Raw genomic sequence first — 22468 nt, 5'->3', positions numbered from 1 at the left:
CACGTGTGTTTCAGCTGACGGCGGGAAAGTCGATGCGCATGCGGGTGCCGCGGCCGGTGCTGCCGTCCAGGATGCTCAGTCGGGCGTTGTGGACCCTCGCGACCTCGTCGACGATGGCCAGCCCCAGGCCGCAGCCCTCCGTCTGGTTGCCGCTGCCGCGGTAGAAGCGTTCGCGGACCTTGGCGCGCTCTTCCGGCGCGATGCCGGTGCCGCTGTCGTCGACCTCAAGGAAGGGATGACCCCGGTCCACGCCGCAGCGGACGGTGATGTTCCCGCCCGCCGGCGTATGGCGGATGGCGTTGTCCATCAGGTTGCCCAGCAGTTCGTGCAGCAGCCAGTACACGCCGTTGACCTGCGCCGGATGACTGCCCGCGCCGAGGTCGATGCCGTGCGCGATGGCGCGATCGAGCGAACTGTCGATCACTTCGCCGATCAGCTTGGGCAATTCGATCAAGGCGAAATGGCTGGACCGGTGCGCGGAAGGTTCGGCGCGGGCCAGGGTCAGCAACTGGTTCGCGGTGTGGGCCAGGCGGTCCACGCCGCCGTGCAGCAGGGCGATGCGTTCCTGCAGCGGGCCGCCGGCGGTTTCGCGGGCGAGCACCTCCAGTTGCGCCTTGAGCCCGGTCAGCGGCGTGCGCAACTGGTGCGCCGCGTTCGCCATGAAGTGCTGCTGCGAGAGCACCGAGTCGCGGATGCGGCCCAGCAGGTTGTTGAGCGATTCCACCAGCGGCAGCACTTCGCTGGGCACGTCCTGCGTCGGCAGGTGGGTCAGCGCCTGGCGCGGACGACGGGCCAGCTGCCGGCTGAGGCGTTGCAAGGGCCGCAGCGCGATGCGGATGCCGACCAGCGCGATGATCAACACCAGCACCATCTGCACCGTATCGTTGATGAGGAAGGCGACGTCCAGGCGATGCACGGCACGATCGCGCCGCGCCGGTGTTTCCGCCACGGTGACGATCAGCGGTTCGCCGGTTTCGCTGGTGCGGTAGCTGGCGAGGCGGAAGGCGTCGTTGCGATAGGTAAGGTTGGTGTAGCTGAAGCCATCCTCCGCGCCGCTGTCGGGCGCGAGCGGCAGGTCTGGGGTGCCGGCGATGGTGCGGCCGTCGGGCAGGCTGACGCGATAGAAGAAGTGCTCGTCCGACATCGCGCGCAACGGCGGTGGCGGGTGCTGGGGCAGGGCTACTTCGGGCCTGCCGTCCTGGCCCGGGCGGATGCGCGCCATGATCGCCAGCGCCGAGCGCGACAGCGAATGATCGAAGGCGTTGTGGATCGGCGTGACGATGACATGGTGGTCGACCGCCACGCCCGCTACGAGCAGCAGGAACAGGGGTACCAGCAGGTAGCTCAGCAACCGTCCGTGGACGCTGGCGGGGGGCCGGGTCTCAGCCATCTTCGAGGCGATAGCCCAGCCCGCGGATGCCGCGCACGGTGGCCGAGCTGCCCAGCTTGCTGCGCAGGCGCGACACGTGCACCTCGATGGCGTTGCCCGAGATGTCCTCGCTCCAGCCGGTAATGGCCTGGGTGAGGCGCTCCTTGCTCACCACGCGACCGCTGTGGTGCGCCAGGCATTCAAGGATCGACCACTCGCGTCGGGTGAGCTCCAGCACCTCGCCCTTGTCGTTCAGCGCGCGGCGACCGGCCAGGTCGATGCGCAGTCCACCGATCACGATCTCGTTCGCGGCGGCCGCGGTGGCGCGGCGGATCAGGGCGCGGCAGCGCGCCGCCAGTTCGGGCAGCGCGAACGGCTTCACCAGGTAGTCGTCGGCGCCCAGGTCGAGGGCATTGATGCGGTCGTCCAGGCCGTCGCGGGCGGTGACGATCAGCAGGGGCAGCGCACTGCCGCCGCGTCGCAGCTTGCGCACCAGCGACAGGCCGTCTTCGCCGGGCAGACCCAGGTCGACAATGGCCAGGTCATAGTGCGAATCGGTCAATCGGGTCGCCACCGATTCGGCGTCAGGCACGGCGTCGACCACGTAGCCGGAGCCGACCAGCCCACGGGAAATGGCATCGGAAACCAGGGAATCATCTTCGACTAGCAGGATTCGCATAGGGCGCACAAGTGGATGAATACCCCTCATGCTAGCAGGCGACCCTTCCAACCGCCTTACTGAACCCGGCCATCGTCGTCTTACCAAAGCGTCACTTGACGCCCAAAAAAGGGGCGGCGAATCCCTCGCCGCCGGTGTACCGGGAGGTGCTGATCGCTGGATCGATAACGGGAGGGTGGTCGAACCGTACTCCCGGAAGGGGTCACCTGAAGGCTTCCCCGGGGTGGCCCGGGGAAGCGTTGATAGGGAGTGGTCCTTCAGCTCCCTGTTGCGGGGACTGACGGGCGTCAGAAGTCGTAGCTGACGCCGAACTGCACGTAACGCGGGGTGGTGTAGAACAGCGGCACCTTGTACAGCGTAGACGCTTGGCCCGGCCCGGACTCGGACGTGCCGTATAGCTCGGTCGCGCGTTGCTGGTCGAACAGGTTGTAGACCTGCACCGAGAACGCGAGCTTGTGCTGCGCCCAATCCGGGCGGTATTCGGCATTCAGGCTGACCAGCTCCGTCCACGGCGTGCGGCCGGTGGAACCCGGAGCCGCCGGCGTTCCGTTCGGGCCGCAGAAGTGATACGACGCACCGTAGTTATAGTCGTCAGCCTGTTGCGGGCCGAAATAGCCCAGGCACACGATCGGCGTGCCGGACAGGATCTGCACGTTGGCGCCCACAAGCCACTCAGGCGTGACCTGGTAGTAGCCGTATGCCTTGATCTGATGGCGACGGTCATTGGCCTGGTCACCGTTGGCGTAGGTCATCACGCCCTTGTTGTCCCAGTCCTCGGTCTGCGACACATCTTGCTGGCCGATGTCCGAACGCACCGAGCCTTCCGTGTTGCCGTAGTTGTGCGACCAGGTGTACATGATCTTGGCGTACCACTTGCCGTCGAACGGATGCTCCAGGTAGGTATCGAGGGCGACGTACTTGCGCAGGAGTGATGGCATACCAAGCGCGGACCATGGCACGACCATGGTGCCGTAGCCACCGGTGGCCAGCGGTACGTTGATGTCAGCGGTGCGCCCTGGGTTCATGACGTAGCAGCCCGATCCCTCCGCCGCCGCCTCGTCGAAGCCCTGCGAAACACCTACCGCGCCGAATGTGGGGTAATCGCAGATGTCATCGAGGTCGTTTCGCAGCACTCGATAAGTCGCCTTAGCGCCGGCCGTCCATTTTTCGCCGAACATTTCGAACGCCTTGTCCACGCCAGCGATGTACTCGTCCTGATATTCCGCTTTCACGTTGCTGCTTGTGACTGTCTTTGGATCGGGCGGCTGGCCGTATTCCTTATCAGCGGACACGCCGGGGTAGATATCCTGTGGAATTTGCGCCAGTCCGGTGGGTGCGCCAGTGGCCGGATCGATGCCGGTATAGGTGAAGTACTGGCGGGTATACGTGCTGCCAGCTGCGGCGCGAATCGCCACGTTGGTTGGTTCATCGAGGTAGTAGCGGCCTGCATTGCCATAGACCTTGAGCGACGAGTCACCATAGACGTCCCAGCTGACGCCAATGCGCGGCGCCCAGTTGGGCTTGCTCAGCCGGATGTAGGGCACGCTGTCGGGGTTGTAGTTGGTGAACTGGTCATTGCGCAGTCCCAGCGAAAGCAGCACGCGATCATTGACCTGCCACTGGTCCTCGATGAACTGCGCGCGCTGCTTCACGTGCACCACCGCGGCACCCGTGGTGTAGATGTACTTGTCCACGTAGTAACCATCGCCGCCTGGAGCACCCACGCCGGCGCCGGCCGCCGTGCTGATCGGCGTATTCGGATCACCTTGGCCGTACTCCCACGAGTAGCCCGGACCCGGCTCGATATTGCCGATGTCATAGGACGACACGTTGAGGTTGTCGATACCGGCCGTGATCGAGTGGCTGCCAATCTTGTAGTTGATGTCGAGACGGTAGTTGGTGGTGTGGTCGTGCGCGTCAGGGTTGGCGACCGAGCCGGACGTCTGCGGCCCCACGATGGGTACGCCGCCGTTATAGGCCGGGTTCTGGTACTGCGCATCGATGATGCGTGATGCATCGCTGCCCCCGACGTTGCTGTAGCTGATCTGATGCATCTTTCCGTACAGCGCATCGACGGTCAGGCTGTCGGTGATGTAGCCGGTGTACTTGGCGATCCACAAGTCGGCGCCGTTCTTCGTTTCGGTGTCCGGACCGAGGTAGGAGCCCCAGCTGCCCTTGCCGTTGCCCGTGCCGTAGTTGTACGCGTAGGTGTTGCCGTTGTACTCGGTCTTGTTCGACGCGCCGGTTAACTCGAGGATGTTGTTGTCGGTAATGTTCCAGTCGACCTTGGCGTACCACTTCGGATCGGAGTACGAGTAGGTCTTGGCGGTGCCGTTCGCCACCGTGCCCACGTTGACACCGTTCTGCTGCTGATAGCCTTCGACGGCGCCGAACACGTACAGCTTGTCCTTGATCAGCGGGCCGCCGAAGTAGGCGTCGTACGTATAGGTGGACTGGTTGTTGTTGTCCTGGCGATAGCGATACAGCTGCCCGTTGGTCAGGTAATAGTTGTCCGGGTTGCTCTGCGCCCAGCTCGGCTGCATGAGCACCTGGCCGCCGAAGTGCCAGTCGTTGGTGCCGCGCTTGCCGACCTGGTTGATCACACCGCCGTCGGAACGGCCATACGCCGCACCATAACCGCCGGTGAGCACCTGCTCCTGGTCCACCGCGCCGTAGGGCAGGGTGAGGCCGCCGAAGTTGTGCAGCGGATCGCTGGTGTTGAAGCCGTTGATGTAATACGCGTTCTCGGCAATCGACGAGCCGCCGAACGAGTTGAGCACCTGGCCGGTGGAACTGGTGAAGTAGCCACTGCCCGTGTTGACGCCGGGCGCCAGCGTGGCGATGGCTTCGGCACTGCGCTGCAGCGGCAGCTTGGCCAGCTGTTCCGAGGTGATCACGGTGCGCGAATCCACCTGGCTGACGTCGATCGCCGGCAGCGCGTTGGCCATCACGGTCACCGCGCCAAGGCTCTTCGCATCGTCCGAAGCCGCCGCGACGAACGACACCTGCGTGCCCGCGCCGACGACGAGCGTGACGTTGGAACGGGTCTCGACGACGTTGCCGTCCTTCTTGAGGCTCACCTTGTAGGTGCCCAGCGGCAGGCTGGCGGCCGAGTAGCGACCGTTCGCGTCGATGGAGACTTCGCGGCTGACGCCGCTGTCGCTCTGGATCAACACCGTTTCGCCGGCCGCGACCGGGGCGGTGCCGAAGATCGAACCCGTTGAACTCTGTGCGAAGACCGGGCTGGCCAGCGCGACGCCCGCGGCGACCGCCGCGGCAAGCGCCGTGCGACGCAGCGTCGCTCCGCGGTTCATTTGTACAAATCGTTGGATGGACATGCTCTCCCCTTGACCTAAGTGGTACGACTCAATGCGGGCTGTTCCGGTCGCGTGGGTGCACGCCACCGCAACCCGTGCAGGCACGGGTTGGCTGATCAGTCCCTTTTTTCCCGAGAAAGACGCCCAGCCGTCGGCTGGCGCTTAGCGGAATGACTGCGCGGCGGCCTAGCTGGCGCCGCTCAACGCGTTGGCGATCGCCTCGGCGATCCCGTGGTGATGCGAAACAAGCGGATCACGATTCAACGGCATGACACACACCCTGTCGAAAGGCTGCGGTCCGCGATGCGTCCGAAGCCACCAAGCAAGTGCGAATTTCCGGACAAGCGACTCCGCGCCATTCCGCTCGCGGAACAGCTGGTTTCGCTTGAGAAAGTGGCACTCCCCGCACCGTCGCCGGATCGTTCTGTGAGGTATCACCCGGCGAGGCGAGAGCTGACCTTACGCATAACTGACGTGTCTCACAATGGCTTCGACGTCGCCCGTCCGCCGCAAAAACATGGGGCGAAAAACAGGGCTGGGCCCGCCGTGTCGGTTTGGTAATACAGCAAGAAATCGAGGATGAGAGGGCGATTTCGCAGGCTTGCACGATTTCGCGCCGTCTCGGCGCGGTTACATGCGGATGGTGTTAAGACAGACCGCGATTTTTCGCTGTGAAAAAATCACATACATAAACACCAGCTGAATTTTGCCATCCTCGGCAGCAACATCCCTGGACGGCAATCCGCACGGGCGCCTTCCGATACGCACATCGATCGCCGATCGTTTCAGCCGTCCAAAAAAGAGGCCGCCGGGGGCGCCGGCGGCCAAGTTCGGGAAGATCCCCTCGTCGTCCGCCCGGACTCGACGGGCGGCAACGAGGGGTTTGCTCTCACTTACAGTGAGAAGTCGTAGCGTGCGCCCAGGCGGACATAGCGCGGATCCTGGAACGAACGGGCACGCAGGTAGTTCACGTTCGGCGCGCCCGAGGCCGTCTCGCCGGTTTCGTAGTACTGAGTCACGCGCTGTGAGCCGAGCAGGTTGAAGATGTCGGCCGTGAACGTGACCTGGTGGTTGAAGAACGCCGGACGCCACGCACCGCTGAGGTTGATAGTGTAGGTCCAGGGCGTACGGCCCACCGAGCCACGCGGCGAAGGCTCGCCGTTGCACCAGAAGTACGAATTGCCGTAGCCGAACGGGTCGCCGCCGGCGGCCAGCGGACGCGTGCCCATGCAGCTCACCGGCGTGCCGGAGGCGATGCGGGTTACCGTGGAGAGGCTCCACTCATCCGTCGGCTTGTACGTGCCGAGGATGCGCAACTGGTGCGTCTGGTCGTTGGCCAGCGGACCGTTGGTGTTCTCCATGATTTCCGGGAAGTCCCAGCTCTCGGTGGTCGACACGTCGGCCTGCACGATGTCCGAATCCAGCTGGCCTTCGGAGTTGCCGTAGCTGCGCGAGAAGGTGTACTCGACGCGGCCGTACCACTTCTCGTTGAACTGGTGTTCGGCGTACAGGTCGAGCATGTAGTAGTCGCGCTTGGGCTTCTGGAAGCCCAGGTCCTTCGCGGTCAGCGGCACGGCAAGGTACTGGCCCGGCGTCGGCGACAGCAGGAACGTGTTGGCGCGGCCCGGGTTGAACAGCCAGCAGCCGGTGCTGGCGGCAATGCCGGCGGCCACTTCGGCGCTCAAGCCGTGGGAGTCGCCCCAGGCCTGCAGCGGACGCGAGTCGCAATCGTCGTCGATCAGGCTCTTCAGGCTGCGGTACATGGCCTTGGCGCCCACGGTCCAGTCTTCCGTCAGCTGCTTGTCGAAGCCCAGGATGTATTCGTCCTGGTAGTACGAGTGGAGCTGCTGCGCGGAGACGGTCTTGCCATCGGGCGGCACGCCGTTGGCGCCGTTGAGGTAGTAGGTGGCGGAAGCCGGCGTGTTGGTCAGGCCGGTCGGCAGGCCGGTGGTCGGGTCGATGCCGCTGAACGCGAAGAACTGCGACGGATAGGTCGACGGGCCGGCGCCACGCACGGCCACCGAGGTCGGCAGACCCAGGTGATAACGGCCGGCGTTGGCGTACACCTTCAGCGTGCTGTCGCCGTACACGTCCCAGGTCACGCCCAGGCGCGGATCGAGCTGGTGGCGGGCCTTGGCGTACGGCACGCCCACGCCGTTGTAGTTGGTGAACTGCTCGTTGCGCAGGCCGATGTAGGCGTGCCAGCGATCGCTGATCTGCCAGTTGTCTTCGGCGAACTGCGAACGCTGCGCCGTACGTGCCGACGTGCCGGTGCTCAGGCCCGTGACGTTCACGTAGTAACCGTTCGGATACTGCGCCGGGTTGTACGCGGCCGGATCGAGCCCGAGGTTGATCAGGCGCTGCTGGATCACCGAGCCGTTGCCCACGTCTTCGTACAGGTATTGCGCACCGCCGACCGGCGCGCTGCCCCAGGTCGCACGCAGCATGTAGTTGTCCATGCCGGCGCGGATGTCGTGATCACCCAGACGGTATTCGAGGTTGAGGCTCCAGCCCGTGGTGCTGTCCTTCGAGCCCGGAGCCAGCACCGTGGAAGAGCCCACCGTGCAACCCGACTGCGGGTTGTTGGCGAACTCGGTGCGGTTGTCGGTGATGGACGGGCACACCGTGCCGCCCGCGCCCGTCACCGTCTGCACGTGCGGCGAGTTGCTCCTGCCGTACATCGCGTTCACGGTGAAGTTGTCGGTGATGTAGCCGGTGTAGTGGCCGATGTAGACGTTGCCGCCCGGCGTGCCGTTGGTCTGGGTGCCGTTGTAGTTCTTGGTGTACTGGTAACCGAGGAAGTCGGTGCGGCCCACGCCGTAGGTGTAGCCGTAGATCGTCGAGTTGGTCTGCTCGGTGTCGCCGATGCCGGTGAACTCGAGGATGTGGTTGTCGGTGATGTTCCAGTCGACCTTGGTCAGCCAGCGCGTGGTCTTGTTGTGGTCGTGTTCGTCGTCGTTGCTGCCGATCGGGCCGGTGTAGTAGCCGTCGCGGAAGATCGCATCGGCCGCGGCGAAGAAGAACAGCTTGTCCTTCACCAGCGCACCGCCGATCGAACCGGAGTACTGCAGCTGCTCCCGGTCACGCAAGGTGTAGGCGTTGCCGATCTGGTAGAGCGAGCCGTTCGTGCGATAGACGTTGCGCGGCTCCTGCGCGAGGTCGCTCGGCGCCCACAGCACCTGCACGTCGCCCTTCCACTCGTTGGTGCCGTGCTTGGTCACCACGTTGATCACGCCGCCGGTGGAGCGGCCGTACTCGGCGCCGTAGCCGCCGATCAGCACCTGCTCCTGGTCGATCGCGTCATACGGAAGCTGGCGCGAGCTCACGCCGGTCAGCGGGTTGGTGACCGAGAAGCCGTTGACGTAGTACGCATTCTCGGAAGCGGACGAACCGCCGAACGACAGCGCGTTGCCGTAGCCGCGTGCCGCTGGAATCGTGCCGGGCGCAAGCAGTGCGATCGAGCTGATCGAGGTGCGATCGATCGGCAGCTTGGACAGCTGGTCGGCATTGATCACCGTACGCGAGTCCACCGAGGACACGTCGATGGCCGGCAGGGCATTGCCCACCACCTGCACGGCTGCCAGGTTCTGCGCGTTCTGCGCCGAAGCGGCGAAGGAGACTTCGGTACCCTGGCTGATCTGCGTCTGCACGTGGTCGCGTGAGCTGACGGCCGTACCGTTCTTGCTCAGCGTCACCTTGTATTCGCCGATCGGCAGCGAGCTGGCGCGATAGCGGCCGCTGGTGTCGACGGTCAGTTCGCGCTTGAGGCCCGTGCCGGTGTTTTCGATCTGCACCGTGCTGCCTGGATCGGCGCTGCCGAAGATCACGCCGGTGGCGTTGCTTTGTGCAAAGGCGGCGCCGCCAGTGAGGCTGAGCGCCAGGCCGATCGCGAACGCCATGCTGCGGCGGTTCGGAACTCGCGGATAGTTCTTCAACTGCATTACCCACCCTCCGTTGAGCGGCAAGCACGGCTTCGTGAGCCGTGTCTCCCCTGAAAGTGCAGCTTTGAAAAGGCTGCAAGTGTTTTTTTGAGCCGAAGAAACCCGCGCCACCTTGCTCTCGCAAAGCGGCGGTCCTGGTTGTCGGCTTTGAGTGATGCTCCCCAGCGTCACGCGGCGACGTCACGCGTCGTGTCGCGTCGCCTCTTCGACGTTACGTGCAGCAGAAACGTTACACAACGGTTATGAAATGGCGTCGCGAGGCCGCAAAAACTTGTGCCTGTAACCAAACTGTCTCGCAGCGGGGAGTTTGGTTATGGCTAGGAAAATTTCTTAGCCGTGACAGTGAAATGCGCGAATGCAAACGAAGGCTTACGGCTTCCCTACGCGTATTTCGCAGGAACATGCGGAGCGCATGAGGCGCTTACGCAGCATTTATCGCCGTGGATGGTATTTTAATGAACGAATGCTGAATTTCACTTCGCGTATACGCAAATAAAAAAGCGCCCACCGAAGTGGGCGCTTTTCTATCGATCAAAATAAACAATAACCGTTATCAATACACGGGCACCGAAGAGTCGATCTCGCGAGCCCACGCGTCCATGCCGCCCTCGACGTTGTAGACCTTCGTAAAGCCATGCGCCGCGAAACGCTCGGCGACGCCGCGGCTGGACATGCCGTGATGGCAGATGAAGGCGATCGGCGTGTCCTTGGGCAGGTTGGCCAGCGCTTCGTAGCCTTCCTCTTCCAGCACGCGAGCCTGCGCCAGCGGCGCTGCCTGCGCACGGCCCTGGGCCGGGCGAACGTCGACCAGGGTGATGTCGCCGGCGGCGAGGCGGGCCTTGAGCTCCTGCACGGTCAGCGAGCCGATGTCCTGGGCGCCCGGGAACTTCAGGCTCAGGCCTTCGCCCTGCACCGTGGACACCCAGTCGATCACGATGCCCTTGGCGCGCTGGGCGCTGCCCGGGTCGAAATGCACTTCGATGCCGTTGGCGGTGACCACGATGTCATGGTCGCTCGGCGGCGCCAGCTGGAAGCCGGCGCTGTGGTCCGGGCCGATTTCCAGGTGCAGGGCCAGGCCCTGGGCGTTGGCCGTGCCCTGGCGGATCGCCTCGGCGGCCTTGTCGGTGATGGTGATTTCCGGCGGCGTGCGGTCCGGTGCTTCCGCACCAAACAGCTGGTGCAGCTCGCCGCTGGCGTACATCTGGCGAATGATGTCGGCGCCGCCGACCAGCTCGCCGCCGACGTAAAGCTGCGGAATGGTCGGCCAGTCGCCGTAAGCCTTGATGCCTTCACGGATTTCCGGGTCTTCCAGCACGTTGACCGTGTGGTATTCCGGCAGCAGCTCGTTGAGCGTGTTGGTGGCCGCGGCGGAGAAACCGCACATCGGCTGGTGGCGGGTGCCCTTCATGAACAGCACCACGCGGTGGCTCTGCAGCAGGGATTCGATACGTTCGCGGGTGGCGCTGTCGAGGGACATGGAAGACTCCGGCAAAGAGGGCAAATTGTAGCCCCCTTGATATGCCGACGCCCGCTGCGCCTTCAAGGTGCGACAGCGGTTCCTTCGATCAGGCGGCCGGGCGCATTTCGCCCAGATCCAGCCGGCTGCGGGTCAGCGGGGCCAGCGCCAGGGCGGCGGCGGGCGAGGGCAGCACCAGTTCGCGGCTGGCCCGGCCCAGCGGAGCGTGCTGCTCGCTCCAGTGGATCAGCTCCATGGCGCCGGTGTGGTCCTCGACCAGGGCCGTGCAGTGCTCCACCCAATCGCCGTCGTTGAGATACAGCACGCCATCCATCTCGCGCACATGGCCGAAATGGATGTGGCCGCAGATATGGCCGTCGAAGCCGCGTTCGCGGGCATCGCCGGCCACGCGCTCCTCATAGGCGCGGATGTAAGCCAGCGCCTTGCCGATATGCGACTTCACGATGATGGAAAGCGGCAGGTAGGGCAGTTCCAGGCGCCGGCGCATCGCGTGCACGCGGCGGTTGGTCCAGCAGATGAAGCGATGCATCACTTCCCCCAGGTGCACCATCCATGTGCGCCCGACGTGCTCCGGATCGAATTCGTCGCCGTGGCTGACGCGGTAGCGGCGCCCATCGGCGCCTTCATGCACCGCATCCAGCTCGATCTTCACGCCGCCGAAGCTCTGGCCGGCAAGGCCGCGCATCGGTGCGTCGTGGTTCCCTGGGATATAGATGACTTCGACGCCGCGCTGGGCAAGGTCGAGCACTTCCGCGATCACCGCACCGTGGTCGGCGTGCCACCACGTGCGACGGGCCAGCGACTCCATGTCGACGATGTCGCCCACGAGGTACAGCTTCTCGCAGCGCAGCTTGCGCAGGAAATCGAGCAGATAGCTGGCCTTGCAGTCAGGCGTGCCCAGATGCACGTCGGAGATGAAGGCGCTGCGGCAGTGAAAAGTCGCCATGGCAGGTCTCTCCCGGTGGTTACCGGGACGCCAGAATGCCGTTGGCACGTCACCGCACGATGGCGGAATGGTTGCAGAAGCGTTGCGGTGCTTGAGCTCGCGGTGCCTTCATTGCCGAGGAGAAAGGAACACTATGACGCGATCCGCATTGTGAGTCCTTCTCCCTATGGGAGAAGGTGGCGGCAGCCGGATGAGGGTGCGGACGAAGCGGGCCATGCAAGGTCGCGCAAGCCCCGCACCCTCTCCCCAACTCCTCTCCCGCGGGGAGAGGGGCTCCATCGTGAATCCTTCTCCCCCTGGGAGAAGGTGGCGGCAGCCGGATGAGGGTGCGGACGAAGCGGGCCATGCAAGGTCGCGCAAGCCCCGCACCTTCACCCCAACTCCTCTCCCGCGGGGAGAGGGGCTCCATCGTGAATCCTTCTCCCTCTGGGAGAAGGTGGCGGCAGCCGGATGAGGGTGCGGACGGAGCGAATCATGCAAGGTCGCGCAAGCTCCGAACCTTCACCCCAGCCCACTCCCACTCCCATGGAGGGAGAGGGTCTACTTGGCAAGCATCCCGCGAACGGTCGGTAGCGCCGCCTCCATCCACAACGTGTACTGCGTCGCCGACGGATGCAGTCCGTCGTCGGTCAGCAGTTCGGGGTGCTTTCGCGAGATGCCCGTGATGTCCACCCAGTGCGCGCCGGAAGCCTTCACCTTATCGGCGGCGATGGCGTTATAGACGTCCAATTCTCTGGCGATCTGCCCAAGGTGGCGTCCGCTCGATGCGGCAAACGGCGTGACGCCCCAATCGGGAATCGACAACACCAGCACGCGTCCGGGCTGCCCGCCCGCGAGCGTGATGGCGCGCCCAAGCATGCGCCGGAATTCGCCGCGATAATCCTCGGCGCTGCGCCCGCGGTACTGGTTGTTCACGCCGATCAGCAGGCTCACCAGGTCGTAGGGCGGTGCGAAGGCTTCGGCGTCCATCGCGGCCGAGAGCTCGTCGGTGGTCCAGCCCGTCGTGGCGACGATCCATGGATCCTCCAGCGCAACCGCTTCGGCACGCAGCCGGGCGGCCAACTGCATCGGCCAGCGCCCAGCCTCGGGCACGCCCTCGCCGATCGAATACGAATCGCCCAGCGCGAGATAGCGCATGCCGGTCAGGCCACGGCAACGCGCGGCTTCTGCGCGGCAGCCATGCCGGCCAATACGCGCTCGATGCGCACGAACACCTCGCGGATCTGTTCCGGCTGCGGCAGCAGGGTCAGGCGCAGGTGGCGACTATGCGGCACGTTGAAGCTGCTGCCCGGCACGACCAGCACCGATTCCTCTTCCAGCAGGCGCAGCGCAAAGGCGTTGTCGTCGAAGTCGGCCAATCGATCGGCACGCACGCGCGGGAACGCGTACAGCGCGCCGCTCGGCGCCACCATGTCGAGGAACTGGCTGGCGGCGACACCTTCCAGCGCGGCGCGGCGTGCTTCGTGCAGGCGACCGCCCGGTGCGGTCAGCGCCTGGATGGTGGGAGCACTCTGCAATGCCGGGCGCACCGCCCACTGCGCGGTGACGTTGGCGCACAGGCGCAATGCGGCGAGCAGTTGCAGCGCATCGCGATAGTCGGTGGTCTTCGAGGGATCGCCCGACAGGCTCATCCAGCCGACACGGTAACCACAGGCGCGGTGCACCTTGCTCAGGCCGCCGAAACTCACGCACGGCAGGTCGCCGGCCACCGCGGCCAGCGGCTGGAACGGCGTGCCGTCATAGAGGATCTCGTCGTAGATCTCATCGCTCAGCAGCAGCAGGCGATGCTTGGCGGCAATGGCGACGATGCGCTCCAGCAGCTCGCGCGGATACACGGCGCCGGTCGGGTTGTTGGGATTGATCAGCACCAGGGCACGCGTGCGCGGCGTCACCAGCGATTCGATTTCATCCGGATCGGGCAGGTGGCCGTGCTCGGCAAGGCAGCGGTAATAGCGCGGCTTGCCGTCGTTGAGGATGGTGGCGGCGCTCCACAGCGGGTAATCCGGGCTGGGCAGCAGCACCTCGTCACCCGGCTGCAGCAGGGCGCGCAGGCTCAGGTCGATCAGCTCGCTGACGCCATTGCCGACGAAGACGCGCTCGACTTCCACGCCCTGCGCGCCGCGATGGCGCTGCTGGGCGACGATGGCGTCGCGGGCTTCTTCGAGGCCTTGCTCATGCCCATAGGCCTCGCTGTCCTGCAGATGGTGCGCGATGGCCTCGCGCAGGTGCGCGGGCGTTTCGAAGCCGTAGCGCCCCGGATTGCCGATATTGAGCTTGATGATCGGCAGCCCGGCGGCTTCCAGTTCACGGGATCGCCGGGTGAGTGCGCCGCGGATTTCATAGCGCACGTCCGCCAGGTGCGCACTGGGTTTGATCGAGGCCAACGCGAGCGTCCTTCGTTGTCGGTGTTGTTGCGGCGCAAGAAAGTCGCCGTTTTCAGCATCCTAGCAGCGTCCTGCCGCGCGATGGGAGGCAGGATTGGCCTCATTTCGGGCTTTTTCGAGGCAGGGCATAATCTGCGCCATGACGGATGCCCACATCATCGAGCGACTGCGCCGCATCGGCTGGCGCGGCGACGCGCTGCCTGCCGAGGGGCGGCAGCTGGCGCGCGTCGTGGCACAGCATCGCGCAGGCTATGAACTGCACGATGGCGAGCACCTGTTCGGTGCGCAGCCGGCGGGCCACTTCCTCAAGCGCAGCCTGGATCCGGCCGAGCGGCCGGCCGTCGGCGATTTCGTCGAGATCGAGCCGGGCAAGCCGCCGCATATCGTGAAGGTGCAGGCGCGCCGCACCGTGCTGTCGCGCGCCGCCGCCGGCGAGCGCTACGAGCGCCAGATCATCGCCACCAACATCGACTACGTGCTGGTACTGACCGGGCTCGATGGCGATTTCAATCCGTCGCGCATCGAACGCTATCTCTCCCTGACCGAGGGCTCCGGGGCGCAGCCCGTCGTGCTGCTCAGCAAGCTCGACACCCGCGACGATGTCGACGCATTGTTGGCCACGCTGCGCGGGCGCTTGCCGCCCGGCACGCCGATCCACGCGATCAACGGCAAGGAGCCGGCGAGCGTGGCCGTGCTGCTGCCCTATCTTCAGCCTGGCGACAGCGCGGTGCTGGTGGGCTCCTCCGGCGCGGGCAAGTCCACGCTGACCAACACCCTGCTCGGCACCGAGCGGATGGCCACGGGCGCGGTGCGCAATCACGACAGCCGCGGACGGCACACCACTACCTATCGTGCGCTGCTGCAATTGCCGAGCGGCGGCTGCCTGATCGATACACCGGGCATGCGTGAGCTCAAGCTCACCGGCGAGGAAAATCTCGACCTGTTCGCCGACATCGACGCGCTGGCCGAACAATGCCGCTTCGCCGATTGCGGGCACGGCAGCGAACCGGGCTGCGCGGTGCAGGCGGCGCTGGACAGCGGCGAGCTGTCGGCCGAGCGCTGGCGCAATTACCTGAAGCTGCGCGATGAGCGGGAAGAGCAGGCATCCACGCTCGAAGCGAAACTGCGCCGGCAGCGCGGCGGCCGACCCGCCACGAAACCTCACGGCCATCGCCATTCGCGCGATCGCGAGTAACTGGCCGCCGCGGTTTTGCGGCGGGCCAGCCTGAAAGCACTACTATCGGGTCACTTTGGCCTGGGGTGTGGACATGCAGCGGCTGTCGTCGCCTTCCACGTTTTTCTACAAGCGGGTGTTTCCCGTGTTCTGGTTCGGGTTCCTGACGGTATGGACCGTTGGATGGACGTGTGGATCCGTGCTGACGCACAACCTGAAGATGCTGGCAGCGCTGCCCGGACCCGTGATCATGGCGCTGTTCGGATTCTGGCTGTTCAAGACTTTGCTTTTCGACCTGGTCGATGAAGTCTGGTTGGACGGCAATCACTTGGTGGTGAAGTGCCGCGATGAGTCCTCGCGCATCGATCTCGCCAACGTGATCAACGTGAATGCTTCGGCGATGACCAATCCGCCGCGCATCACCCTGACATTGCGCACCGAATCCCCTCGTCTGGGCAAGGCCGTCGCCTTCATTCCCGCGGGGCGTAGCGGGCTTTTCGCATTGTTCAAGCCCAACCCGGTCGCATCCGATCTGATCGAGCGCATCGATACGTTGCGCGGGAGGCCGGCATGAGCGTCCCCGCCACCATTCCCGCTGGCCTGCAGCGCTACGCCGACCTCGATCAACGCCTGCTTGCGGCCGTGAAGGGCATCCGCATCCTGTCCTCGGTGGCGTGGCCGGCGTCGCTTGAAGACCGCATGATCGCCGCGTATGCGAAAGGGCAGTTCAGCCTGCCCGAGGTGAGCTACCAGGCGCCGGACTTCTCGGCCGAGCGCGCGGAACTCGCGGCGATCGAGCGCGAGGCCGGCTACCACGACCCGATGGGCGAGTACCTCTGCCGCACGGCCGAGTCGTGGCGCATCGCGGCGGAAATGCTCGAGGCGGTGGGCACCAGCAACGTGACCGCGCCGTCCATCGTGCTCTATGGCCGCCCGGGCGACGTGATTCCCGGCAGCGATCGCAGCAACCTCGACGCGGCGCGCTATTTCGTGGAGCTGTCGGACGAGCTCGGTTCGGAGATGATTGCGGACGACGTGAGCGTGAACCTCACGGCCGAGCAACTGCGCGCGGACCTCGCCAAGGCGCTCGACGATTTCTTCGGGGAGCCGATCATTTCCGTGGAAGTGGATCCGGAGCTCACCGCAAAGGCCGCCGCGGGCGCCACGCGCATCCGCCTGCGCGGAGGCACGCGCTTCACCGAGTACGACCGTCATCAATTGCTGGCGCACGAAGCGCTGGTGCATTCGCTCACGGCGCTCAACGGACGCGCGCAGCCGGTGCTCGCATCGCTGGGCCGCACGTCGCCTCGCGTCACGGGCACGCAGGAGGGGCTGGCCGTGTTCGCCGAGCTGATCTCCGGCGCCATCGACATCTCGCGCCTGAAGCGCATCAGCCTGCGCATCCTGGCCATCGACATGGCGCTCAACGGTGCGGATTTCGTCGAGGTCTACCAGTTCTTCAGCCATTGCGGCCAGAGCGCGGCGGACAGTTTCCATTCGGCGCAGCGCGTTTTCCGCGGCGTGCCGCTGACCGGTGGTGCGGCCTTCGCCAAGGACAACGTCTATCTCGCCGGCCTGCTCACCGTGCACACCTTCTTCCGTTGGGCGCTCAAGCAGCGTCGCATGGACATGCTGCGTCATTTATTCGCGGGAAAACTCGCCCTTCACGATGTGATCAGCCTGCAGCCGTACTTCGAGTCCGGCGCCATCGCGCCGCCACGCTGGTTGCCGCCCTGGATGCAGCACGTGCACGGACTGGCCGGCAAGCTGGCGTTTTCGCTGTTCGTCAATCGCATCCACATGGGCAAGGTGCAGGCGGAGACGCTGTCGCTGAGCCTGTAGAAAACCCGCGGTCATGTGCGGGAGTGCATGTTTTCAGGGCTGTGACGGCCCCATACGTGCGCGGATCGCTGCATTGCTCCATGGGGCCCGGCCTCGCGGGTGGTACCATGAGCGCCTGCCGCTACCGCGGCCCCGACTCCCCCTTATCGATCAACACATCCCATGTCCCTTCCCGAAGATCTGCGCAACGCTGCTCTCGAGTACCACCGCTATCCGCGTCCCGGCAAGATCAAGGTCACTGCCACCAAGGCGATGGTGACGCAGCGTGACCTTGCGCTGGCCTATTCGCCTGGCGTGGCCTATGCGTGCGAAGCCATCGTGGAAGACGCCAACGCCGCGAGCGAAATGACCGCGCGCGGCAACCTGGTGGCGGTGATCACCAATGGCACCGCGGTGCTCGGCCTCGGCAACATCGGCCCGCTGGCCGCCAAGCCGGTGATGGAAGGCAAGGGCGTGCTGTTCAAGAAGTTCGCCGGCATCGACGTGTTCGACATCGAGCTCAACGAGTCCGACCCGGACAAGCTGGTCGACATCATCGCCACGCTCGAGCCGACGTTCGGCGGCATCAACCTCGAGGACATCAAGGCGCCGGAGTGCTTCATCGTCGAGCGCAAGCTGCGCGAGCGCATGAAGATTCCGGTGTTCCACGACGACCAGCACGGCACCGCGATCATCGTGGCCGCCGCCATCGTCAACGCGCTGGAAGTGGTCGGCAAGAAGATCGAGGACGTGAAGCTCGCCACCACCGGCGTGGGCGCCGCGGGCATCGCCTGCCTGGACATGCTGGTGGCGCTGGGCCTCAAGCCCGAGCATATCCTCGCGTTCGATCGCGAAGGCGTGCTGTACACCGGCCGCGACCAGATGGATCCGGACAAGCAGCGTTACGCTCGCGACACCGACAAGCGCACGCTGGCCGACATCGTGGCGGGCGCGGATGTGTTCCTGGGCCTCTCGGCCGGCGGCATCCTCAAGCCCGAGATGGTCGCCACCATGGCCGACAGGCCGATCATCCTCGCGCTGGCCAACCCCAATCCCGAGATCAGCCCGGAAGACGCCAAGAAGGTGCGCCCGGATTGCATCATCGCCACCGGCCGTTCGGACTATCCGAACCAGGTCAACAACGTGCTGTGCTTCCCGTTCATCTTCCGCGGCGCGCTCGACGTGGGCGCGACCGACATCACCGAGGAGATGAAGCTGGCCTGCGTGCACGCGATCGCCGCGCTGGCGCGCATGGAAGCGGGTGACCTGGCGAGCGCCTACGGTGGCGACGTGCCGACCTTCGGCCCGGACTACCTCATCCCGCGTCCGTTCGACCCGCGCCTGCTGGTGATGCTGGCGCCGGCCGTGGCGCAGGCGGCGATGGATTCGGGCGTCGCCGCACGTCCCATCGTCGACATGGATGCGTACAAGGAAAAGCTCGGCCAGTTCATCTATCGCACCGGCCTTCTGATGAAGCCGGTGTACGAGCGCGCACGCGCCGACCGCAAGCGCGTGGTCTACGCCGAAGGCGAGGAAGAGACCGTATTGCGCGCGGTGCAGACGGTGATCGATGAGCGCCTGGCGTTCCCGATCCTGATCGGCCGCCCCGAGGTGATCGAGACGCGCATCCAGCGGCTTGGCCTGCGCATGCGCGAAGGCGTCGATTTCGAGCTCACCAACATCAACGACGATCCGCGCTTCAACGAGTACTGGCAGCAGTACCACGCGCTCACCGAGCGCCGTGGCGTGAGCCCGGCGGCCGCCAAGAACCTGATGCGCTCGCGCCCCACGCTGATCGCTTCGATCATGGTCGAGCGCGGCGAAGCCGATGCGATGATCTGCGGCCTGGTCGGTCGCTTCCACAAGAAGCTCGGCTACATGCGCAGCGTGTTCGGCCTGGATCCGGGCGTGTCGTGCACGTCGGCGATGACCGGCGTGATCAACGACCAGGGCGCATGGTTCTTCCTCGACACGCACGTGCAGTGCGACCCGACCGCGGAGCAGATCGCCGAAGCCACGCTGCAGGCCAGCTATCGCCTGAAGCTGTTCGGCGTGGAACCGAAGATCGCGTTGCTGTCGCATTCGAACTTCGGCAGCCACGAGAACGCCAGCGCCGCGAAGATGCGCAAGGTACGCGAGATCCTGGTGCAGCGCGGTCCCAAGCTCGACATGGACGGCGAGATGCAGGCCGACACGGCGTGGGACGAGGCGCTGCGCCTGCGCATGTTCCCCAACACCACGCTGAGCGGCCGCGCCAACCTGTTCGTGATGCCGAATCTCGACGCGGCCAACATCGCCTACAACCTGGTGCGCGTGATGACCGACGGCGTGGCCATCGGCCCGATCCTGATGGGCATCAACAAGCCGGCGCATATCCTCACGCCGGCCTCCACCGCGCGCCGCGTGGTGAACATGACGGCCATTGCCGCCGTGGATGCGCAGATCCGCCACGCACAGAGCGAGCGTCGCAGCTGATCGGAACGCGATCCTGCTGTCGTTGCAACGGGGCCCTGGTGGCCCCGTTTGCTTTTGGCGCACGGGAGCGCGCTACGGCCGACGCGGTCTGTGCGACACTCGGCGTTCCTTCATCGACAGCGTAGGGGCGCGCGATGCAATTCCTGGGACTGGATCATTTCGCGGGGTATGTGGGCGAGACGTTTACCGTCGCCCTGGATCACGACGGCAACGCGCCGTTCGCGCTGGTCGAGGCGCGGCCGCTCGCCATGCAGCAGGTGATACCCGGCCAGGTGCGTGCACCGTTCTCGCTGCTGTTCCGGCACGAGGCAGCGATCGTGTTTCCGCAGAAGATCTATCAGATGAAGCATGTCGCGCTTGGAGAGTTCGGCATCTTCCTCGTGCCGGTCGCGCGCGACCGCGACGGATTCATCTACCAGGCCGTGTTCAACTGAGCCCGTTCGTGGCGAGCCAGCGCATGCGCAGGTGGGTGCCGGTATCGGCCTCGGCCACGAAGTGCATGCGCTCGTAGAGTTTTCTCGCCCCATGGTTGCGCAGGTCGACGTGAAGCACCACGGCGTCCAGTGCATCGCGCACCGCCGCGCGTTGCACTTCGCGCAACAGCGCCGAACCGAAGCCACGGCCGCTCCAGGCATCGAGCAGGGCGATGTCGACCACGGTCGCTTCGTGCTCCGCGCAATGGAGGTATAGACGGCCGATCGGCTGGCCTGCGTACTCGATCACGAGGTAATCGGCGGGCTGGTAGTACGCCGTGTAGTGCCGGTGCTGCAACGTGAACTGGCTGTCCAGGAATGCATCACGCACCGTGTCGGGCCATGATACGGCGGCAAGCTCGGCGGCACGCGAGTCGGCATAGAGCTGGCGCAGGAACGGCAGGTCGGCATCGTGCGCGTTGCGCCAGCGCAGGCCCGATGGGAGCGCTTCCTGCGGTGCGGGCAGCCACGCTGCCCGCACCGAGGGAAAGCACAGGGTCGCCTGGGCGCTCACGGTCGCTGGGGGAAGGCGCCCGCCAGCGCAATACAGAAGTTCAACGATAGATACGGCTGTTGATTGGGATGCGGCTGGCTCGCGCCCGTGATGCCGATGGTTTGCGGCGCGAACGCCGTGTTGACGGCGCTGGTGTTGGTGAACGGGCCGGTGGTCTGTGGCACGGTGAGGGAATTGCCCGTGCCCGGAATGCCGGTGCGCTTGGTCGCCTCGGTTTGGTTGTAGACGCGCGCGCCATGCGTGTGCGCCGGCATTTCCGTGGACAGCAGGGTTACCGTTTCGGTGCCGAAAGTCTCGCCGAGCACTCGCTCCGAGAGGCCAACGCCCAGGCCCTGTCCGCAAGCGGCATTGCCATTGAAGTTGGGCAGCTGGTAGTTGGACGTGCCATTGCCACCATATGTGGTGCCCAGCAGGGAAAACAGTGCGGTGTTCTGCTGGATCGGCATCAGCTGGCCCTGACACATCGCCCACTGGTTGGGGGCGAAGTTGAAGCCGTAGATCTGGATCTCGCCGAGAAAGGGATCGCTCATGGGTATGTCCTTGTGATCGTCGACGGCGTCAGTTCTGCGAGGGAAACACGCCAGCCCAGGCGATGCAGAAGCGCGCGGTCAGCGTGGGCATGGTGTTGTCGTGCGGCTGGCTGCCGCCGGCGGCGCTGACGGCGGTCGCCGCCATGTCGACACTGGCGAGGCCGTTGATATCGGTCGTGTAGAGCACGTCACCGCTGACGGCGCCCAGTTGCAGCGACGGCGACGGCTTCACGTCACTGCCTGCCGATGCGTTCGCGTTGAAGGCGTGGCTGTGCGCGGGCATCTGGTTGGAAGTCAGCGTCACGCTCTCCGAGCCGGACATCTGCCCGATGGCATAGGTCGAAAGGCCAAGTCCCGTACCCTGGTGGATCGGCACGCGGCCGCGCAGGTCGGGCAGACCGAAGGTGTTCACGCCGTCACCACCGTAGGTCGTGCCGAGCAGGGTGTACAGCACCTCGTATTCGGCGATGGAGAGCAGGCGGCCGTCGCAGTCGAACCATCCATTCGGTGCAAAGGTGTAGGGGAACAGGCGGATTTCGCCCACGTAAGGTTGGGTCATGGCAGGGAACTCCGGTCAGCCGCGCGAGGGGAAGACGCCATTGAGCGCGATGCAGAAATTCAGCACCGTGTATGGCTGCATGTTCGAGTGCGGTTGCGTCTGCCCCGCGTTGTCGACGGTGGCCGCGAGCGCTACTTGCTGGCCGCCCGAACTGCCGTAGATCTTCAGCGATCCGCTGCCGCCGAATACGCCGCTGGAAGGATCGTAGGCGCCACCCGGATTCGTGCTGCCGTTGAAGCCGTGGGTATGCGCGGGCAACTGGTTTTGCAGCAGCGTGACGTTCTCGACGCCGCCCGACTGGGCGATGCTGCTGCCGTCGAAACCGATCGGCGTGCGGCCGCGCAAGTCGGGTAGTGCAAAAGTGGTAGTGCCGTTGCCGCCGTAGTACGTGCCAAGCAGCGAAAAGAGGGCCTGGTTCTGAGCGATTGACAGCAGGCTACCGTTGCATCCGGCGAAGCCTTTGGGCGCGAAGTTGAACGCCGCGGGCATGATTTGCCCGAGGAAGGGTTGCGACATACGTGTTCCCCTGGTTGTGCCGGCGGACACTCCCGTCCGCCGGATCGCCTAACTCTCGCGCGTACTTGGCATATTGACAAGCTGTCGTAAGGGTGCGGCAAAATGTTTCGGTGATTACCCGGCAGATGATGGCCAGGGGATGTTGCGGGACCGTTGATACAGCACAGGGCGTGTCGACGGAGGATGCCGGTACCGCGGCTGCTCATTGACGAGCCACGGCAGCTTTCACACATGCGCCGCCAGGCGCCGCCCGTTGGAAGCGGGCTACAGGGGACAACACATGCGGCATCCGG

The 22468-nt window shown here is 65.2% G+C and carries 17 protein-coding genes; 5 read left to right on the top strand and 12 right to left on the bottom strand.

What is annotated here, in order from left to right; genetic code table 11:
• Positions 1 to 10: 10 nt before the first annotated feature.
• The 8 genes from CA260_RS18375 to CA260_RS18340 all read right to left on the bottom strand — a co-directional run bounded on the left by CA260_RS18375 (position 11) and on the right by CA260_RS18340 (position 14113).
• The gene (locus CA260_RS18375; protein ID WP_111984526.1) at positions 11 to 1390 is read right to left on the bottom strand and encodes a sensor histidine kinase; all 1380 of its coding nucleotides are present in this window, start codon (positions 1388 to 1390) and stop codon (positions 11 to 13) included.
• Positions 1383 to 2048: a response regulator gene (locus CA260_RS18370; protein ID WP_111984525.1), complete on the bottom strand. Its 666-nt coding sequence runs from the start codon at positions 2046 to 2048 to the stop codon at positions 1383 to 1385. The genes CA260_RS18375 and CA260_RS18370 overlap by 8 nt, the downstream gene beginning before the upstream one ends.
• A 287-nt stretch (positions 2049 to 2335) precedes the next feature.
• A complete protein-coding gene (locus CA260_RS18365) occupies positions 2336 to 5362 on the bottom strand; it encodes a TonB-dependent receptor (RefSeq protein WP_238149830.1) in 3027 nt (1008 codons plus the stop codon).
• Positions 5363 to 6258: 896 nt separating this feature from the next.
• Positions 6259 to 9306 (bottom strand): TonB-dependent receptor, encoded by a 3048-nt coding sequence (locus CA260_RS18360; protein WP_111984523.1) that lies wholly within the window; start codon positions 9304 to 9306, stop codon positions 6259 to 6261.
• A gap of 553 nt (positions 9307 to 9859) precedes the next feature.
• Positions 9860 to 10783 carry a Grx4 family monothiol glutaredoxin gene (grxD, locus tag CA260_RS18355; RefSeq protein WP_111984522.1) on the bottom strand — a complete coding sequence of 308 codons (924 nt, stop codon included), beginning with the start codon at positions 10781 to 10783 and terminating at the stop codon, positions 9860 to 9862.
• An 88-nt stretch (positions 10784 to 10871) separates the two neighbouring features.
• Positions 10872 to 11729 (bottom strand): UDP-2,3-diacylglucosamine diphosphatase, encoded by an 858-nt coding sequence (locus CA260_RS18350; RefSeq protein WP_111984521.1) that lies wholly within the window; start codon positions 11727 to 11729, stop codon positions 10872 to 10874.
• Positions 11730 to 12269: 540 nt separating this feature from the next.
• Complete coding sequence (locus tag CA260_RS18345; RefSeq protein WP_111984520.1) at positions 12270 to 12866, bottom strand: SGNH/GDSL hydrolase family protein; 597 nt, start codon at positions 12864 to 12866, stop codon at positions 12270 to 12272.
• 5 nt (positions 12867 to 12871) lie between these two features.
• Complete coding sequence (locus tag CA260_RS18340; protein WP_111984519.1) at positions 12872 to 14113, bottom strand: aminotransferase class I/II-fold pyridoxal phosphate-dependent enzyme; 1242 nt, start codon at positions 14111 to 14113, stop codon at positions 12872 to 12874.
• A gap of 139 nt (positions 14114 to 14252) precedes the next feature.
• On the opposite strand from CA260_RS18340, the gene rsgA reads away from it, so the two are divergent.
• The 5 genes from rsgA (at position 14253) to CA260_RS18315 (ending at position 20017) form a co-directional block, all read left to right on the top strand.
• The gene (rsgA, locus tag CA260_RS18335) at positions 14253 to 15308 is read left to right on the top strand and encodes a ribosome small subunit-dependent GTPase A (RefSeq protein ID WP_111984518.1); all 1056 of its coding nucleotides are present in this window, start codon (positions 14253 to 14255) and stop codon (positions 15306 to 15308) included.
• Positions 15309 to 15507: 199 nt separating this feature from the next.
• A complete protein-coding gene (locus tag CA260_RS18330) occupies positions 15508 to 15861 on the top strand; it encodes a hypothetical protein (protein ID WP_238149829.1) in 354 nt (117 codons plus the stop codon).
• Positions 15858 to 17129 (top strand): flavohemoglobin expression-modulating QEGLA motif protein, encoded by a 1272-nt coding sequence (locus CA260_RS18325; RefSeq protein ID WP_111984517.1) that lies wholly within the window; start codon positions 15858 to 15860, stop codon positions 17127 to 17129. Before CA260_RS18330 ends, CA260_RS18325 begins: the two co-directional genes overlap by 4 nt.
• 162 nt (positions 17130 to 17291) lie before the next feature.
• Positions 17292 to 19583, top strand: coding sequence for an NADP-dependent malic enzyme (locus tag CA260_RS18320; protein ID WP_111984516.1), 2292 nt, complete (start codon positions 17292 to 17294; stop codon positions 19581 to 19583).
• Positions 19584 to 19717: 134 nt separating this feature from the next.
• A complete protein-coding gene (locus CA260_RS18315) occupies positions 19718 to 20017 on the top strand; it encodes a DUF6916 family protein (RefSeq protein WP_111984515.1) in 300 nt (99 codons plus the stop codon).
• Here the strand turns inward: CA260_RS18315 and CA260_RS18310 are convergent.
• From CA260_RS18310 to CA260_RS18295, 4 genes are read right to left on the bottom strand one after another with little or no spacing between them, the layout of a single operon-like run.
• Positions 20010 to 20570, bottom strand: a complete 561-nt coding sequence (locus CA260_RS18310) for a GNAT family N-acetyltransferase (protein ID WP_111984514.1) — start codon at positions 20568 to 20570, stop codon at positions 20010 to 20012. The two genes, CA260_RS18315 and CA260_RS18310, sit on opposite strands and share 8 nt — an antisense overlap.
• Entirely contained in the window at positions 20567 to 21100 is a 534-nt protein-coding gene (locus tag CA260_RS18305; protein ID WP_111984513.1) for a phage tail protein, read from the bottom strand. The genes CA260_RS18310 and CA260_RS18305 overlap by 4 nt, the downstream gene beginning before the upstream one ends.
• A gap of 28 nt (positions 21101 to 21128) precedes the next feature.
• Complete coding sequence (locus tag CA260_RS18300; RefSeq protein ID WP_111984512.1) at positions 21129 to 21659, bottom strand: phage tail protein; 531 nt, start codon at positions 21657 to 21659, stop codon at positions 21129 to 21131.
• A gap of 15 nt (positions 21660 to 21674) precedes the next feature.
• Complete coding sequence (locus tag CA260_RS18295) at positions 21675 to 22175, bottom strand: phage tail protein (RefSeq protein ID WP_111984511.1); 501 nt, start codon at positions 22173 to 22175, stop codon at positions 21675 to 21677.
• Positions 22176 to 22468: the final 293 nt, after the last annotated feature.

This window comes from Dyella jiangningensis (genome assembly GCF_003264855.1).
Lineage (GTDB): Bacteria > Pseudomonadota > Gammaproteobacteria > Xanthomonadales > Rhodanobacteraceae > Dyella > Dyella jiangningensis_C.
This window is presented reverse-complemented; position numbering and strand designations above follow the sequence as displayed.

What these genes read in the sequence shown, in the direction of transcription:
- CA260_RS18375 (WP_111984526.1), bottom strand. Translation starts at nt 1,390, where the DNA reads ATGGCTGAGACCCGGCCCCCCGCCAGCGTCCACGGACGGTTGCTGAGC.
- CA260_RS18370 (WP_111984525.1), bottom strand. Translation starts at nt 2,048, where the DNA reads ATGCGAATCCTGCTAGTCGAAGATGATTCCCTGGTTTCCGATGCCATT.
- CA260_RS18365 (WP_238149830.1), bottom strand. Translation starts at nt 5,362, where the DNA reads ATGAACCGCGGAGCGACGCTGCGTCGCACGGCGCTTGCCGCGGCGGTC.
- CA260_RS18360 (WP_111984523.1), bottom strand. Translation starts at nt 9,306, where the DNA reads ATGCAGTTGAAGAACTATCCGCGAGTTCCGAACCGCCGCAGCATGGCG.
- grxD (WP_111984522.1), bottom strand. Translation starts at nt 10,783, where the DNA reads ATGTCCCTCGACAGCGCCACCCGCGAACGTATCGAATCCCTGCTGCAG.
- CA260_RS18350 (WP_111984521.1), bottom strand. Translation starts at nt 11,729, where the DNA reads ATGGCGACTTTTCACTGCCGCAGCGCCTTCATCTCCGACGTGCATCTG.
- CA260_RS18345 (WP_111984520.1), bottom strand. Translation starts at nt 12,866, where the DNA reads ATGCGCTATCTCGCGCTGGGCGATTCGTATTCGATCGGCGAGGGCGTG.
- rsgA (WP_111984518.1), top strand. Translation starts at nt 14,253, where the DNA reads ATGACGGATGCCCACATCATCGAGCGACTGCGCCGCATCGGCTGGCGC.
- CA260_RS18330 (WP_238149829.1), top strand. Translation starts at nt 15,508, where the DNA reads ATGCTGGCAGCGCTGCCCGGACCCGTGATCATGGCGCTGTTCGGATTC.
- CA260_RS18325 (WP_111984517.1), top strand. Translation starts at nt 15,858, where the DNA reads ATGAGCGTCCCCGCCACCATTCCCGCTGGCCTGCAGCGCTACGCCGAC.
- CA260_RS18320 (WP_111984516.1), top strand. Translation starts at nt 17,292, where the DNA reads ATGTCCCTTCCCGAAGATCTGCGCAACGCTGCTCTCGAGTACCACCGC.
- CA260_RS18315 (WP_111984515.1), top strand. Translation starts at nt 19,718, where the DNA reads ATGCAATTCCTGGGACTGGATCATTTCGCGGGGTATGTGGGCGAGACG.
- CA260_RS18305 (WP_111984513.1), bottom strand. Translation starts at nt 21,100, where the DNA reads ATGAGCGATCCCTTTCTCGGCGAGATCCAGATCTACGGCTTCAACTTC.
- CA260_RS18300 (WP_111984512.1), bottom strand. Translation starts at nt 21,659, where the DNA reads ATGACCCAACCTTACGTGGGCGAAATCCGCCTGTTCCCCTACACCTTT.
- CA260_RS18295 (WP_111984511.1), bottom strand. Translation starts at nt 22,175, where the DNA reads ATGTCGCAACCCTTCCTCGGGCAAATCATGCCCGCGGCGTTCAACTTC.